We start from the raw sequence: 15867 nt of genomic DNA on the forward strand, positions 1-15867 counted from the left end.
GAGACTTTCATGGCGCACGACATTCTTTATGCCCTGCAGGCTGTAGCAACCTGGCAGAATCTCCTGATCATGGCCGCTGGCATCTGGGGCGGTGTGATCATCGGAGCCATTCCCGGCATGACCGGTACGATGGCTGTTACCCTTGCCCTGCCCTTCACCTTCTACATGGAACCGGTTCCGTCCATTCTGCTGCTGGTCGCCCTTTACAAGGGCTCGACCTATGGCGGCTCGGTATCGGCCATTCTGATCAAGACCCCCGGCACCGCTTCTGCGGCCTGTACGGCCCTTGACGGCTATCCGCTTGCCCGTCAGGGCAAGGCTGGCAAGGCGCTCAACATGGCGCTTTATTCCTCGGTGATTGGCGACTTCATCTCGAACCTGTCGCTGATCTTCCTTGCCGCACCGCTGGCCGTCCTCGCCCTGCGCGTGGGACCACCGGAATATTTCATGCTGATGCTGTTTGCCCTCACCACCGTGGCTGGCGTTTCAGGCAACTCCCTGCTTTTGGGGCTGATTTCTGCTCTCTTCGGCCTGTTGCTGGCAACGGCTGGCGAAGACCTTTATGGTTCCTTCCGCTTTGCCTTTACCGAAGACATGCAGGCTGGCCTGTCGGTCGCGCCAGTGCTTATCGGTCTGTTTGCCCTGCCGGAGCTGTTAAAGCTTATCGTCTTCCGCGCGGCCCACAAGAACGAAGCCGCCAAGCTGGGCGACCAGAAGGTGACCCGTAGCGAGTTCATGGCATCGCTCAAATCCATTTTGCGCGGTTCTGCCATTGGGGCCGTCCTTGGTGCCATCCCCGGCATCGGGCCTTCTGCGGCTGCCTTCTTCTCCTATGGTGAAGCACAGCGCACCTCCAAGAATGGCAGCAATTTCGGCAATGGCGAGCTGGAAGGCATCGCCGCATCGGAATCGGCCAACAACGGCGCCTGTGGAGCGACCATGATCCCGCTGCTGGCGCTTGGTGTCCCCGGCGACGTCATCACCGGCGTCATGCTCGGCGCCTTCATGATCCAAGGCCTGACCCCGGGACCACTGCTGTTCCAGACCAACATCCACGAGGTCTACATGCTGTTCATCGGTATGCTCTTCTCCTCGGTTCTGTTGTTCTTTGCAGGCAAGGTCATCATGCGGGCCTTCTCCCATGTTGCCCGTATCCCTCAGTCCCTGCTGGCTCCGCTGGTCCTGTTGCTCTGCCTATTCGGCATCTACTCGATTGCCTCTAGCATGTTCGATGTGGCCGTGTTGCTGATCATGGGCGTCACCGGTTTCATCATGTTCCTGCTCAACATTCCTGCGGCACCCTTCCTCATCGCCTTCATCATCGGGCCGATGATCGAGGAGAACCTGCGCCGCGCACTCGCCATTTCCCGTGGCGATCCGTCTGTGCTGATCTCATCGCCCATAACGATGATCTTTGCAGTGCTGATCGTCCTTGTCGTCGGGCTCACCGTCCGACGAGAGTTCCTCAAATCCAGAAATAGAAAGGCTTGAGACCAATGAGCCTCACCATCGAAGCCCCCACGCTCCAACATCCTGCTCTTGAAAGGGCAAAGGCGCATCTGGGGGCTTTGATTGGATATGATTCCGTATCCAGTCGTTCAAACAGAGCGCTTATCGACTATGCAGCCGAAACTCTCGCTAAACTGGGCGCAGAGATTACCATCCTGCCCAACGAAGAAGGCACCAAAGCCAACCTGATTGCACGCTTTGGGCCAGCCGACGTTCCGGGCGTGGTTCTGTCCGGGCACACCGACGTTGTCCCGGCCAACGAAGAAACATGGGTAACGCCCCCCTTCAGTGCAGACGAAAGGGATGGTCGGATCTATGGCCGCGGCGCTTGCGACATGAAGGGCTTTGACGCCTGTGTCCTCACTGCGGCCGATGCTTTCGCCAAGGCCGACCTCAAGCGTCCGGTCTATATCTGCTTCTCCTACGATGAGGAAGTGGGATGTCTGGGGGCTCCTGCGGTTGCCCGCTGGCTGGCAGAGCTCGATGTTCCACCAGAGCTGGCCATCATCGGCGAGCCTTCCGAGATGGAACTGATCACTGGCCAGAAGGGCAAGATTGCCATGCGGGCCCGTGTGAAGGGAACCTCGGGCCACTCCTCCTTCGCGCCTGAGCATGTCAACGCGGTGGAATATGCTGCCCGGATCATCAGCACCATCGCCGAGCGTGCCGAGCGCTACCAGCAGGAAGGCCCGTTCGATAAGGACTTCACCGTCCCGCACGCCACCATGTTGACCACCATGATCAGCGGCGGTGTTGCCACCAACGTCACCCCGGGCAGCTGCAGCTTCACCTTCGAATTGCGCTCGATCAGCGGCATGGATGCCGAAGGAGACATGCAGGCCCTGCTTGATGCCATTGACACCGACATCACTGCGAAGATGACGGCCCGATCGGAAACCTGTGGCGTGACATGGGAGCGCATCTTCGCCTACCCCGCCATGGGAGACGCCCGTGGCACTGCCGGCTTCGAACGCTACGCCCACCTGATGACCGAATGGGGCGGCAAAGTCTCCTACGGATCGGAAGGTGGCGTCTTTGAAACGATGGGTAAAATTCCTGCCATCATCATCGGCCCGGGCTCCATCAAGCAGGCGCACAAGCCCAATGAGTTCATTGATATCGAACAGATAGAACAGTGCCTGAGCTTCCTTGATGACCTGACGGCAGAGTTGAAAAAGCCGCTCTGACTTCCTTGACCAGGCAACAACGACCCTGCGCCCTCACACCATCAGGAGATTGGGCGCAGGTCAAACCTCTGGGTGCTATTCCGCTGTCCGCGCAGGTCTCAGGTGACGGATGGTCGCTTTGATCTCTGGCAAGTTTTAAACATTCGTACAACCGCATATAGACAAGAATCGGGATCAACCGTAAAGCTCTTCGAACAAGCCACAAAGGCCAACCGGGCAACGACCCGGACAATCGTAGTGAACGCTACGCCCAGCACCGAGCGGGATTTTCCAATCCCCAAACGACTTGCAAACCCCGGACACCCCGCGCCGGGTTTTTCTTTGCCCAATCCGCAATTCTCGGCAGATCCGCTGACACTTACCAGCCACATCGCACACCTGGAAGGACGGGGCTTGGCGGGATCAAAATGACTTACCCGTTGACAGTCACGGCTCAGCGGTAGAGATCGGACCGGCTAGGCGGCAGCTTTGTCGGTCCCTTGGGATTCTTGCTGACAAGCACCTGATAGAGGCGAGCCGAGCCGCGCAAGAAAGCAAGGGACGATCCGGCCAGATAGGCGATCCAGATGCGGTAGATGTCCTCCCCCACCAACGCCACCGCCCTGTCGCGGTTGGCCTCAAGCCGATCAAGCCAGAGTTTCGTGGTCCGTTGATAATGCTCGCGCCAGCCTTCCACATCCATCACCTCGAACTTGTTCTGCTCAAGGCTGGCAATGGTCCGGCCCAGATCAATCAGTTCCCCGCCTGGGAAGATGTATTTCTGCAGGGCGCGCTGCTCCGGGCGGGAGGAGAAGCGGCTCTTCCGCTTCTTGGCCTTGCGGGATATCGCGTGGTTGAGAAACAGCCCCTTGTCGACGAGCAGGCGGTTGATGGTGGCGCAATAGACGTCGAGATTGTCCTCCCCGACATGCTCCATCATGCCAACAGAGGCGATCTTGTCGAAGGGGCCTTCAAGATCAACATAATTCTTGAGCTCCACACTGACGCGGTCTTCAAGCCCCTTTGCCTTGATCTGTTCTCGAACATGGGTTAGCTGGGCTTCGGACAGGGTAACGCCATGGGCCTTCACGCCATAATTTGCGGCGGCATGGAAGATGAGGGCACCCCAGCCGCAACCGATATCGAGAAAACGCTCGCCGGGTTTGAGGCGCAGCTTGCGGCAGATCATCTCGAGCTTGTCATGTTGGGCCTGATCCAGCGAATTGTTCCAGTCGGTAAAATAGGCGCAGCTATAGAGGCAACGCTCATCAAGGAACAGCTCGTAGAAATCGTTGCCGACATCATAGTGGAACTGGATGAATTCGGTCTCATCGCTTTTGGGCCGGCGTTTGCCATGGTCGCTCTCATCGCCGGAAAAGGTCCGACTGGCGTCGAGGCTAACACCGGGCGCAAACAGGAAGGAGGAGAGAAAAGACAGGATGGTGCCCTTGGGTATCTTCCTCAGTCGCTTGCGCGAAGGGCTGAAGGCGAAGAGCAGACCGACATCATAGAGCGTGCCGCCCTTGATCTCGATGAGACCCTTGATATAGGGGCGGATGATGCGATCAAGGCCGGGGCGGCGCAACAGCGAGGCGATGACGCCGGGATCGGCCACCCGTATGGTGAGATCGGGTGCCGGGTTGCTGCCCAGTGACACTCTGGTTCCGTCCCAGAGTTCAATGGTGATGTCGGCATCGAGTGCCTTGGCCACCTCGTTGAGCAGGGCAAGTGTTGCCTTCAGTTGCCTCTGTGTTCCCTTTTGCCCTGTCATGATGACCCCTGCCTGTTCATTTAGCATGCAGACACTGCGCGTCGGTTTCAAGAGGGATAGGCTGCCATTGTCACGGGAGTATGGCAATGGGCAAATGTCTGTGCCCCGCCCCCCACAGGTCAGCCGCGTTCCGGCAGACGCTTGGCGATGGCAGGGTTGACGACTGTGAACCGCATGTTGGCCACAGCTGTGCAGGAAGGGGACTGAGGCTGGTCAATGCGTTTCTTCGCAAGGCCTCGGCTCATTCGGCCCCTCCTCTCGGAGATTGTTCGGCGATCACCGAGAGGCGGAGCAAACCAGGAGCTGGGGCAGGAATGCATAAGCTCATTTGGCCCGTTTGGTTACTGGCCGCCTCGGTCGACGGGTGACTGCCATGACCTGTCTGCCCGATTGCTCCACATTCGATCCGTCAGAATGGAAGGCATTCAAAGGAAGCCGGAACGAAGCCCTAGTTGTCCAATTCCACTTCCACCCGCTTCTTGGGGTGGTAAACATAATCGCCTTCAAGGAGTTTCAGGAATTCGTCTCCGTATGTACGCTTGGCATGCTTGAAGACATACCACTCGCCATCAGGATCCTTTTTCTGAAAGATGGTGTTGCCGACAATACGATGGCGGAAACAGGTTACGGCAGGGGCGCTGCCGTCCATGGCCCTCCAAGTAGCGCGGAAACAGAGGCTGCCCTTGCTGGTCAAGGTGAACCATCGTCCATCGCCAACGCTCGGGTTCCCCCCTTCTCTCGACCAGGCCGTAAAGGCCTGCTTGCGCGCTGCAAAAAATCCACCTCCAGCCTGCCATTTCCAGGTGTGATTGGTAAAGACCGCCCAGAGATGGTCGCCAGTCATCGGTTTTGAAGCTTCAAAGAGCGCCTGAGTTTGGGGATCGTCAAATTCAGGCTTGTCCTGATCCGCGAAAGCAGACAGGCAACCAAGTAGCAGCACACCGGAAGCGATCATCGTGACGAGTTGCTCATGGCGTTTCATGGTTCCCTCCTACTCCAGAACTTGATATTCAATGCGCCAGTCGGGCCGTCCGTAACCTTCCGGCCAAGGATGGACTTCCTTGTCATTGAAGTAGACAACAGCATTCAGTTCGGGGAAGTCGCCTTCCACTTCCGTGACAGTCTGTTTCCAATTGTCGACATATGCCTGTTTTCCGACATAGCCCAATTCGGCAACGACGATCGACTTGTTGAACGGCACCGTAAGGTCGTATCCGGGTTTCAGAAGCTCTGCAAACGTTCTGTCACGACCAAATTTGTCATTGTCATATTTTTGCAAGCCAAAGACCGACAGGCCGATACTGTCGGCATAGTTGTCGCCGGGATAGTAGGCCTGCAATCCCTCCAACCCTTTCGGAGACCACATGTATTTGGCTTTGGGCGCCTCCTTGCGGCAGAGATCGACCATTCTGCGATAGGCCCTGATATAGTCATCAGGGCGCCAGCCAGACCATGTGAATCGCCCGTCCTGGTCTTCCATTTCCTGGCCCCAGCGAATGGTGACATTGCTTTTCAGCTCACCTGCGATTTTACAGATAGCTCGCATGTTCGGGTCATAGGAGCCGTTCAGAATGGCATTGCGCAGATCGACAGGCATCAGGCGCCAGTCCTGTGACCAGGACCAGGGTTCAACCGTGATCAAGAGATCCCGCCCCCGTTCTCGAGCATAGGCATCGGCCTGAAACATGCTGCTGAGCTCGACATCTTCCCATGGCAGGAAAAGATGTTCAATTTTCACAACACGGTCGTCTTTGAACGTTCCGTATGGATCGTAGCTGCCCAATTCGATTGGCGTTCCCGTGTTCACCACGGGGCCCTTGCCTTTTGCGGTTGGCGTTTCCGTCGCCGAGAGCTTTACCGTGGTAAAACATAGTGCCAGCAAAGAAAGTGCGCTTACCGTCATGATCAGCTTCGTCGACGTTCCGGTTTGCATTGCAAATAGTGTTGCCTTCATAGCTTTCCCCTCCCGACCCGGTCAGCTTTATTCTGCTGCCTTGGGTCTCTTGCTCTCCGTTTTTATTTATTCCGACATCCACCTGAATGAGAGTGAAACATGCCGCGTTCCACTTCGTCCCATCCCTGCCCCGGCGACTATGTAGGAGGTTCTGGTCAGTCGCAGCGGGTCTGCTCCATAGGACAATGCCTCGATTGCGCTGGCTCCCTTGTCTGTCAACAATTGCATTGGCAAGAGAAGCATCATGCCCACCACAGCAGCATGAATCGGCTGTCTGAGGATCGCCCAATAGAAGTTTCCTTCAGTCTCACGGTAGTGCTGAAGAATGATCAACGCGGCAATGAACGCATAGGCACCTGCATTGACTGCAGCAAAAAGGATGAACCCTCTTGCTTCGCTCTCGTTGTCTATCCCGACAATCGGGGCGGCAGAAACAGCAGACAGCAGCAGATATGGTGCTATGATTTTCCATGCCACCAACTGCTTGCCGTGCGCTCCTTTCGGCGTGACCTTGAAATCGACAAATCCATGGCTGAAGCGGTCCCAGACCGCAGCCAGACTGCCCATCAAGGCCCACGGCCAGCGCGCAAGCAGGAAAAGCGATGCTTCCCAGCTGATGATTTTTGCCGACATGGGGCGTAGCCAGCCACCACGTTTCCAGAAAATGGCGAGCGCGACAAGAATCACTGACATTGGCACGAAATGCAGCAGGAATTCCGGGTAGGTTACCCCGACAAATGGTTCGTTCCGCAACAAGGCGATACCGGGAAGCAGGAACATGAAGCCCATGAACACCGAGAAAAGCGGATACCACAACTGCGAGAACAGGAACTGAAATTTGAGCCGCCCATTCAAATGCGGCACATACTCGGACGAGTGGCGCAGCAGGATTGTCACAAGACTGCGCGACCATTGAAATTCCTGCGTTGCGAGATCGGCGAAGGTTGCCGGCCCGTCTCCATGCGCAGTGGCATCCAGCGCATGTACACCTTTCCAGCCACCAGCATTCATCAGCAATGTAGTGGAATGATCTTCAGCCAGTTCAGGCCCCAGACCGCCAATTGCCTGCAAAGCTTTTGTTCGCACAGCGTAATGTGAACCAATGCACAATGGCGCCCACCCATTGTTGTAACCGGCCTGCAAAGCCCCATGCAGAGATCCCTCTGCATAGAGGCGGCTGCGGGCCGACCAACTGGTCGCCGCGTTTGCGTCGCAGATGGACGGGGCCGAGACATACCCCACCTGCGGATCGTTGAAAGGAACCAGCATATGCCAGAGATAATCCTCTTCCGGCACGTGATCTGCATCCAGCTGACTGACAACATCATAATTTCTGTAGCCAAAATGATCGTAGAAATAGGCCAGATTGCCTTCCTTGCAGCGGGTTCTTCTTGGCCAGGTCGCGCGATGGTAGGCTGCATCATCCTGCCTTGTCGAAAGATGAACCCCGTGCTCTGCGCACCAATGTTTGGTCTCTGCATCCGGTTTTTCAGATGCGAGCCAGACATCGTAAGAAACCCCATCCGGAAGCCGTTGATTGAGCATGGCTGCGAGTGTCTTCACCAAAACGGCAAACGGTTCTGACGGCGCCTGGGTCACAACCATGGCAATCCGCACGCCCTCAGGTGGGGTCAAGCCTGATCTCGGCTTGCACGCACCGCGAAAAATCAGCAGAAAATACAAAGGCAGCAGGGTGACCCACAGGAGCGTAACCGACAGGGCTGCATACCAGGCAACCCCGATGACATGTTCTCTCGTCAGCCACCAGTTCCAGAACCAGACCAGACTGGCAAACCAGAGCACAAGGCCGCCGTCATTGACCCATTTTTGACGATGGGTGAATACCGGGACGAGCAGCCCAGACTCCGATCTGTCAATTGCCCCCAAAGGAGCAACATGAGTCCGGTCTGTGTTTGTCATGACCTCACCTCCAGGCCAAAGGTCGGCGCTGCGGTCTTTATGATTGAACCGATATCCGACATCTCCGTTCTGAACCCCAAAGCTTTCTCGGCAAAGGCCGGATCGGCATAAAGGGCCGGAGGATCACCGGGCCTGCGCGGAGCGATTTGCACCGGCACGTCATGCCCGGTCTGCTGGCGGACCGTGTCGAGAATTTCCAGTATCGAGATCCCGATGCCGGACCCAAGATTGACAATCATGCTTCCCTTGCCCTGCAAGAGGTGCCTGACTGCCAGCACATGGGCCCTCGCAAGATCGCTCACGTGGATATAATCCCGAACGCAGGTCCCATCCTTCGTTTCATAGTCGGTGCCGAAAATCCTGAGCCTTTCGGCCCGACCACTTGCCGCCATGAGCGCGAGCGGAATGATATGGGTTTCCGGAGAGTGCTTCTCAGACAACTCGCCATCAGGATCAGCCCCGCACGCGTTGAAATATCGAAGAATGACCGACTGCAGGCCATAGGCTGCGCGATAGTCCTGCAATATGCGCTCGACAATCAACTTCGTGACCCCATAGGGGTTGATTGGCATCTGCGGTGTCTGTTCCGTTATGGGCAACCTGTCAGGAACGCCATATGTTGCGCAACTGCTTGAAAACACGATCTTGTCAAGCTGCATGGCATGACAGGCTCCCAAAAGGCTCAGTGTCCCTCCTACGTTGGTCCCATAATACCGGGCGGGATGTTCAACAGACTCCCCCACATAGGCAAGCGCGGCAAAATGCATGACAGCGACGGGTCGATATTTATTGATGGTATCGACCAGTTTCCCGACATCGCCGAGTTCCCCCTGCACGAAAGGTCCGTATCTCACATCGGACAAATTGCCCGTGCTCAGATTGTCATATGTTACCGGGATAAAGCCATCTGAAGCCAAAAGCTTGCAGGTATGGCTCCCGATAAAACCAGCCCCCCCGGTAACCAGTATGGATTGCCCGGTCATTCGGCCACCTCGACAATTGGCTCATTGGCAAAGATCTCGGCGGCGAAATAGGCGACAGTCTTCTCCAGCCCTTCTCGGAGCGGGATGGTTGGCTGCCATCCGAGCAGGCGATTGGCGCGCGTAATGGACGGGCGCCGAACGACCGGATCGTCTTTTGGCAAAGGCAGGTGCTCGATACGGGATCTGGAAGATGTCATTTCCCTGACCAGACAGGCCAGTTCCATAACAGTGAATTCTCCGGGATTGCCAAGGTTCACCGGGTCACAAACCTCCTTGCCGATCGCCATCAACGCCACCAGCCCGGATACAAGATCGTCAACATAACAGAAGGATCTCGTCTGCTGGCCATCGCCATAAACCGTTAGAGGTAACCCTTGCAAAGCCTGGCAGATGAAGTTTGATACGACACGACCATCGTCCGGTCTCATCAACGGACCATAGGTGTTGAAGATGCGCGCGATCTTCACTTCAATGCCATCCCGCTCGGCATAGTCATGAAACAGCGTTTCGGCACACCGCTTGCCTTCGTCATAACAGGACCGCGGGCCAACCGTATTGACGTTGCCCCAGTAATTCTCCGGCTGCGGATGAACTTTGGGATCGCCATAGACCTCGGATGTTGAAGCCAGAAGGATCTTTGCCCCCTTCTTCCGGGCGAGGCGCAACAGATTGATCGACCCCAGAATACAGGTCTGCATGGTATGGACCGGATCTGCCTGATAGTGTGGAGGCGAGGCCGGGCACGCGAGATTATAGATCTCGTCAATGGGCTTCGAAATCTTCAAAGGCTTGATGATGTCATGAAGAACAAAACGGAAGTTCTCGTCGCCAACAAAAGACTGGATGTTGGATTGCCTGCCTGTCATCAGACTATCCACGCAAATGACCTTGTTCCCCGCATCCAGCAGTCTTTTGCAAAGATGCGTTCCTACGAATCCGGCTCCCCCAGCCACCAGAATTGTTTTGCTGAATTTGCGGCGCACTTTCCCGTTCTCGAGGCGTGAATACGCACCCGAGTGCTTCAAATTATGCATATTGGCTCCTCCGTGAAGGCCTAATGCACCGCCGCTTTTAATTTGAAGTCTTTCTGACGTGGCTGGATTGAATCGGCAGCTGTTATGGTGCCCGGCAATGCCTGTCCGGACGTTTCTGTTTGTTACCGATCTCCAATTCGGGCTTCTTTCAAAGCTGCGGTGCCTGCTGGTTTGATTTTTATCGAGCTCGCAGATTCCGTCCGGGTGTTAGGAATTATTTTCCCCCAAGCGCAAATTGCGAGATCACTTATCGATTAAGGGAACTATTTTAACACAATTTTACCAATAATGTAAGAAAAAAGAAAAATTCCACCTAAGGTAGAATCATAACCATTCCAACTCAAGTTCTTTCAAACTCTCATTTGAACGGGTAATTGCACATACGGAGCATAAAAAAAGGGCCCGCAATCCGGACCCATCTTAACAGGTAAATTTCTTGCTTTTATCGTGCTCGACAGCTTGCTCGTGAACCAAAGCCGCTTGCGGAACAGATATAGTTTGCCGAACCAAGATACAGCTTTTCAGGCCTGGTATTTTGATTAGAGGCAAGTTGAATCGGCGTGTAACTGGCCTTGCGTACTGGCTTTGCTGCAGCATAGGTGCCGCTCGAGAATCCGGTTGTTTTCGACCGAACACTTGCAGTCTGAGATACATAGCTCAGTTTCGGAGAATATGTTGAAACTGAAACACTTTTGTCTCCGGGTGTGCTTTGGCAGGCCACCAGCAACAAACAAGCCATACCAACCAGAATTTCGGGCGTTTTGGCACCACCTGAGTTCGAGGATTTTGCGATAAGCGTCTTCAAAAGATGCATAATTGCTCCAGATCAACCTTTCATCAGAAGAGAGAACGACAACTCACCTTGCGCGCGCTCCGTTGAAGCTCGACGCTACGCATTCACAAGAGTTGAACTTTATCTGATTCTGTTTACAAGTTTGAGGGGTTTAATTGCAAACTTGGGCAATATTGTGAGTTTAAAAAGTTAATTATTTATTAAACCAAATAAAATCAGCAAGAAAAGAGATATTAGACAAGCCTAATTTAAGTATACAATTTTTAAGTGTATGTATTGATTAATTTAGTCTCGCGAAATATATATTGTCGTCTTCTGAAAACTCGCGTCAGGGTGTCAAAAAGACTCTGATGGAACGAGCCAAGCTGGAGCCCCGCCCTCCCCCATCGCAATTCCTGCCATCCTCTAATTCCCTGATGCCATAGGGATATGGCAAGGCCAATTGCTCAAAACTGACACCGGATCGGTAGCGAATGGCAAATGTCCCCAAGAGGCTTTGCTGCGGTCGGGTCAACAGCTGAAAATGACTATCCTGCTTCGGAAACAGCAATCGCGGACGAAGCTGCCTTTGCAAAACCCACCCTTTCTGCTCAAATGCCAAGACGAGAAAGATCGGGAGAAAGAAATGGTTTGGTTCTGCAATGTGACAAGCGATCAACAGTTGGGCGACCGGCCGGGACTGCGTGCAAAGTTTTATGGCGAGCCCTGGGAACAACCATACGAGCGATACATAGGCCCTACTAGGCCAAAAAAAATAATAACTTCAATGAATAACTGTATTGAGGGAGAAGTTCTGAACAGAGAAGATTTTCCTGAATCTTTTGCTGTTTACGACGAAAGTCGCTTCAAGAAAATGAAATCTCTTTTTTGGGCCGCGGGCTTCCTAGTTGTTAAGCAAGATTTGGCGGACATATTCTCCCTCTTTGATATGGGAGCAGGCGGATTGGTGCAATTCCCAATCTATCGGGCCGATGAAAAGATACTCTATCCAAGCAGCTACTATTTTCTGCATTTTGGCAACCAAAAAAACACTTTCGTTCCCGAGCAAAGCCAAAAAGTCTTCCCGTCCTATTTCAACAAGGAGCGGAACCTTCAGCCTTGGGATGTCTATCCGGAAGCGGATGGTGATGTCGCCGTAACGGAAAAAGCTGAGGAAGGACCAGACATTTGGATAGAGCCCACAGTGCCAGGCAAGCTGTTCATGAGCGACGGCTTGGCGGTGGCCTTACGGGACGCAAAGATTAAACCAAAAATTGATTGGCGGCTTACAAAATGCCGGATCGTGGATGAATAGGGGATAAGCCGATGGCTTGGTCAAATTTGCGCATTGACCCAGCTCTAGCTGCAGGCACTGCTTTGATTGGCCAAGAACTTTAAAAACTAATGCTTGCTCTACGTTCCTAATGCGTGTCCTTGGCACGATTTCAACGTCCCATATGGCCTCAAACCGGTCGAATGCAGCGCGATGACAATTGTCAGAATGCATGATGCTTGCTGGAATGATGGAGAGCCGCGCCTAATCCCCCACCCGTATCCACGCATTGGTGCTGACCATCTTGCAATCCTTGCCCCCCATCACCGCCGCAGCTTCGGCTGGCAAGACCATGTGAACGGTCGAGATGTGCTCGATCTCGGTCGGGCTCTTGACCGTGAGGTTCCATGTCATCTTGCTGCCGAGCCCTTCTCCGGCGGGCATCTGGTCGAACAATTCCGAGAAGATCTCCGCTTCCCAGGCATCATTGCCCGCGGTGCGCCATGTGATCTTGCTCTTGCCCTGCGCCTCAAGTGTCCGGGTCAATTCCAGTTTGTCCGGATGAAATGGCGCCTGATAGGTCAGCGGACGGGGCTGCTGCCATTCCGGCGGTAGAGCGCCGGGCGATTTGGGGAAGACCTGTTCCATGATCGGCGGACAGCCATCAAGGCGTGTCGCCCCAAGGCGAGCCTGCCACAGGCCGGGTTTGGGCTGAATGCCTTCAAACAGAGCGAGGTCATCCTCTTCCCCACCGCATTCCTTGGCGATAGCCGACCGGGATCGACTGTCCCAGTGATAGGCGCCGGTCTTGCGATCAACAACGAGAATTGCTTCAGCAGATGGCGGCGGGGGAAGCCCGACACTTTCGCCAGCGGCGACAATATTCTCGCGATCAAAGTTTGAAAGATAGAAATCCGCTCCATTGCCGTGACATTCGGCAATGATGACATTCTCTGCGCGTGCCGGCGCTGCGAGGTTTGTGCCCAGAAGCAAAAGGGCGGCGAAGGTCAGAGTGTGTTTCATGGGGTGCGTCCTTTCCTGTCCGTTACGGTGCTGTCCATTACGGTGCTGTCCATCACGGTGCTGGGCGTCGCGAAGGGGCAAGCAGATCGAGAAGCTGCTTGGCGGTACTGCCATTGCCTGCCTTTTGCGGCTCTGCACCAAGCCTGAGAGTGTTGCGGATGAGGTCGAATTCCTGAGAGGAGATATAGGGGGTGAATGCGCAGAGCTGCGATCCGGGCTCGACTTCGAGGCAGTCATCGCCCCCCTCCTGATTGAGGCCGACGAGTTTGAAATTGCCCGCCGGATCAAGATCCCAGAACCAACTGCGTACCCGACCGTCAGTGCCGGTCTCGCCGAATTCAGAGGACCAGCGCGCCGGTAGACGGCCATTGACCGGCGACCCCTTGAAACCGAATTCGCAAGGCTCGTCGCCACATCTCCTGAGGACCTTGCCGGTTGTCAGCGTGAATTGCAGGGTCCGCATTGTCCGCTCCAGCTCCTTGTCCGACCGGTCCGGGTCGGCACAAAGCTGCCCGACCCGCGTGAGGCGGCATCCACGCTCTCCCATTGGCCAATCAACCGGGTTCAGCCAGATCGAATGGGCCGCTCCTGCCTTTTGTGCAAATTCGGCACTTGGATAGGGGGTTGACGGTGTCACGTCTGCGACCCAGTTCTCGGGCAGATGGAAGGAGAGACTGGTGGCTGCGTCACGCATGTCGCAATTCTCGACGGTCCTGTCGCCGGGCAGGCAGCGGTGGGGATAGTCCGCCCACGCCTTGCCAGCTTCCTGCCCTGTGATCGGTGACACGCCACCATCTGGCCCGTGCCCATCATCACCGCCTGGCGCAGAGCCATTCTCCGCCTGCCCAGCTCCGGTAGCGTCATCAACCACCGTCCCAACGTCGATCTGCTGACGGGCCTTCTCGATGCGCTCACCCGCCGCGTCATAACTCCTGTAGACCAGATCATAGGTGCCCGGCTCAGTGGGAGCGTGGAGCTGATTGCCATAGGCAAGATCGCCGAGCGTCAGCCCCCAGTCGACCTGACGGTCACCCTGCCAGATTTCAATGCCATCATTCCAGAGCTGACTGCCGGTGCTCTCGATGACAATCACTTCCCCCGGCGCGACAGTTGGCGGCGCAGAAAGGATCACCTCCGGGTCAGTTTCTGCGAGCAGCATCATCTCCTCGACCAGATCACCCCCCCAGCTTTCGAGCCGCAGCAGATATCGGCCCGGCGAGGCGGGAAGATTGATCCCGGCCTGCTTGGCACCGGCCTGACCCTCGATGGTGGAATAGGTGATGGCATCGCCACCGTCCTCAGAGTAAAGCCGCAGCGCGAGGGCTGCCCCGCCTTGCTCCTGACCGGCCTGGGTGATGCTGAGGTCAATCGCCACGGTTTCCCCGCGCGCCGCATAGGGCCCCCGGTCCTGCATCACGGTGACAGGCAGAATGCCCTGCATGGTGACGACCACATCCTTAGCATCAGCACCTGCGGCAAATTTCGTCTCCCCCCGACCTCCGGAGGCTGTGACGATGGCCGTGTAAGGCCCCGGTGCCAGTTCAACCGCAAAGGGTTTGTAGCGCGCGTCGCCGGACACCTTGCCAAGCACGAGTTCCTTGCCCGTCTCGTCGTTGCGCAGTGCCCATTCATAGACATCCGGCATGGTACCGGGATAGGAGAAGATGAGACGAACGCCAGTGGCTCTTTCGGCTGGTGCATCTGCTGTTGTCAGCGCCAGTGCCTCGGCCAGCTCGGCCCCCGTCTGGGGCCGCATCAACAGCCCACCGGTCTTTTCGGGAACGCAGGCAAGCGCTTCCGCTTCTACCTCGCTGAGCCCAAAGCCGACCACGTGGGCCCGGATCTTCACTCCCTCGGACGCAAGCGCCTCCGCAACCGCGCAGGGATCAACGTCACAGGTTTCAAGACCGTCCGTGACCAGCACGATGTCTGCCGCTTCCGCCGTACGGGGAATTTCTGCCGCAGCAATCCGCAGAGACTGGCCAAGCGGCGTCTTGCCTTTCGGGCTGATACGGTTGAGGCGGGCGGACAATTCGGCGGCGCTTTGCCCACCAACCGGAGCCACCACCTCGATATCGGAACAATCCCCCTTGCGATGATGCCCAAAGACCACAACACCGAGCGGAACAGAAAGGTCACGTGAGCCGAGGAAGCCCGCCAGCACGTCACGGGCAACCTCGATCTTGGTGCGTCCTTCAGGGAGCTGGCCCCACATGGACCCGGATGCATCGAGGATGACAATGGTCGCCCGGTCGCTCTCTTGCGCCTTTGCCGACATCCCTGCAAAGAGCAAAGCGGCAAACATCAGGCAGACCAGCTTCGATATCGCGTTTGACATGGGGCCTCTCTTGTTGGGGCGTCGGAAACACCCTGCCTTCGATGGATTCTCACAGAAGGCGCAGGATAGAGGCGAGCCTTTGCCGCGTCTTGGGGACTGCGGCACTCAAATGCGGGGGGAGAGG

13 protein-coding genes are annotated in these 15867 nt (G+C 55.9%); 3 read left to right on the forward strand and 10 right to left on the reverse strand.

All coding sequences use genetic code 11. The annotated features are described in order from the left end of the window. The first annotated feature begins 9 nt into the window (after nt 1-9). Nucleotides 10-1491 carry a tripartite tricarboxylate transporter permease gene (locus DSL70_RS12505; protein ID WP_119308247.1) on the forward strand — a complete coding sequence of 494 codons (1482 nt, stop codon included), beginning with the start codon at nt 10-12 and terminating at the stop codon, nt 1489-1491. A 5-nt stretch (nt 1492-1496) separates the two neighbouring features. Further along, entirely contained in the window at nt 1497-2696 is a 1200-nt protein-coding gene (gene argE, locus DSL70_RS12510) for an acetylornithine deacetylase (protein ID WP_119308248.1), read from the forward strand. Between the two features lie 433 nt (nt 2697-3129). Here argE and DSL70_RS12515 read toward each other — a convergent pair whose 3' ends face one another. The 8 genes from DSL70_RS12515 to DSL70_RS22260 all read right to left on the reverse strand — a co-directional run bounded on the left by DSL70_RS12515 (nt 3130) and on the right by DSL70_RS22260 (nt 11151). Beyond that, entirely contained in the window at nt 3130-4446 is a 1317-nt protein-coding gene (locus tag DSL70_RS12515) for a class I SAM-dependent methyltransferase (RefSeq protein ID WP_119308390.1), read from the reverse strand. A 119-nt stretch (nt 4447-4565) separates the two neighbouring features. Next, on the reverse strand, nt 4566-4691 hold the full coding sequence (locus DSL70_RS22755; RefSeq protein ID WP_280955352.1) for a hypothetical protein: 126 nt from the start codon (nt 4689-4691) through the stop codon (nt 4566-4568). 203 nt (nt 4692-4894) lie between these two features. Continuing rightward, complete coding sequence (locus tag DSL70_RS12520) at nt 4895-5428, reverse strand: DUF995 domain-containing protein (protein ID WP_119308249.1); 534 nt, start codon at nt 5426-5428, stop codon at nt 4895-4897. 9 nt (nt 5429-5437) lie between these two features. Next, the gene (locus DSL70_RS12525) at nt 5438-6400 is read right to left on the reverse strand and encodes a glycoside hydrolase family 26 protein (RefSeq protein WP_162916650.1); all 963 of its coding nucleotides are present in this window, start codon (nt 6398-6400) and stop codon (nt 5438-5440) included. Between the two features lie 66 nt (nt 6401-6466). Next, a complete protein-coding gene (locus DSL70_RS12530; RefSeq protein ID WP_119308251.1) occupies nt 6467-8320 on the reverse strand; it encodes a glycosyltransferase in 1854 nt (617 codons plus the stop codon). Then, nucleotides 8317-9303: a UDP-glucose 4-epimerase GalE gene (galE, locus tag DSL70_RS12535; RefSeq protein ID WP_119308252.1), complete on the reverse strand. Its 987-nt coding sequence runs from the start codon at nt 9301-9303 to the stop codon at nt 8317-8319. Before galE ends, DSL70_RS12530 begins: the two co-directional genes overlap by 4 nt. Beyond that, nucleotides 9300-10337: a UDP-glucuronic acid decarboxylase family protein gene (locus tag DSL70_RS12540; RefSeq protein ID WP_119308253.1), complete on the reverse strand. Its 1038-nt coding sequence runs from the start codon at nt 10335-10337 to the stop codon at nt 9300-9302. Before DSL70_RS12540 ends, galE begins: the two co-directional genes overlap by 4 nt. A 442-nt stretch (nt 10338-10779) precedes the next feature. Continuing rightward, nucleotides 10780-11151, reverse strand: a complete 372-nt coding sequence (locus tag DSL70_RS22260) for a hypothetical protein (RefSeq protein ID WP_162916652.1) — start codon at nt 11149-11151, stop codon at nt 10780-10782. A 502-nt stretch (nt 11152-11653) separates the two neighbouring features. On the opposite strand from DSL70_RS22260, the gene DSL70_RS12545 reads away from it, so the two are divergent. Beyond that, the gene (locus DSL70_RS12545) at nt 11654-12424 is read left to right on the forward strand and encodes a hypothetical protein (protein ID WP_162916654.1); all 771 of its coding nucleotides are present in this window, start codon (nt 11654-11656) and stop codon (nt 12422-12424) included. Nucleotides 12425-12646: 222 nt separating this feature from the next. On the opposite strand, the gene DSL70_RS12550 is transcribed toward DSL70_RS12545, so the two are convergent. Both DSL70_RS12550 and DSL70_RS12555 read right to left on the reverse strand, forming a co-directional pair. Continuing rightward, nucleotides 12647-13405, reverse strand: a complete 759-nt coding sequence (locus tag DSL70_RS12550; RefSeq protein ID WP_119308255.1) for a hypothetical protein — start codon at nt 13403-13405, stop codon at nt 12647-12649. 52 nt (nt 13406-13457) lie between these two features. Then, nucleotides 13458-15743, reverse strand: coding sequence for a vWA domain-containing protein (locus DSL70_RS12555; protein WP_119308256.1), 2286 nt, complete (start codon nt 15741-15743; stop codon nt 13458-13460). Nucleotides 15744-15867 lie beyond the last annotated feature (124 nt).

Origin of the sequence: Cohaesibacter haloalkalitolerans (assembly GCF_003574655.1) — a bacterium.
In the GTDB taxonomy this organism is placed as follows: Bacteria; Pseudomonadota; Alphaproteobacteria; order Rhizobiales; family Cohaesibacteraceae; genus Cohaesibacter; species Cohaesibacter haloalkalitolerans.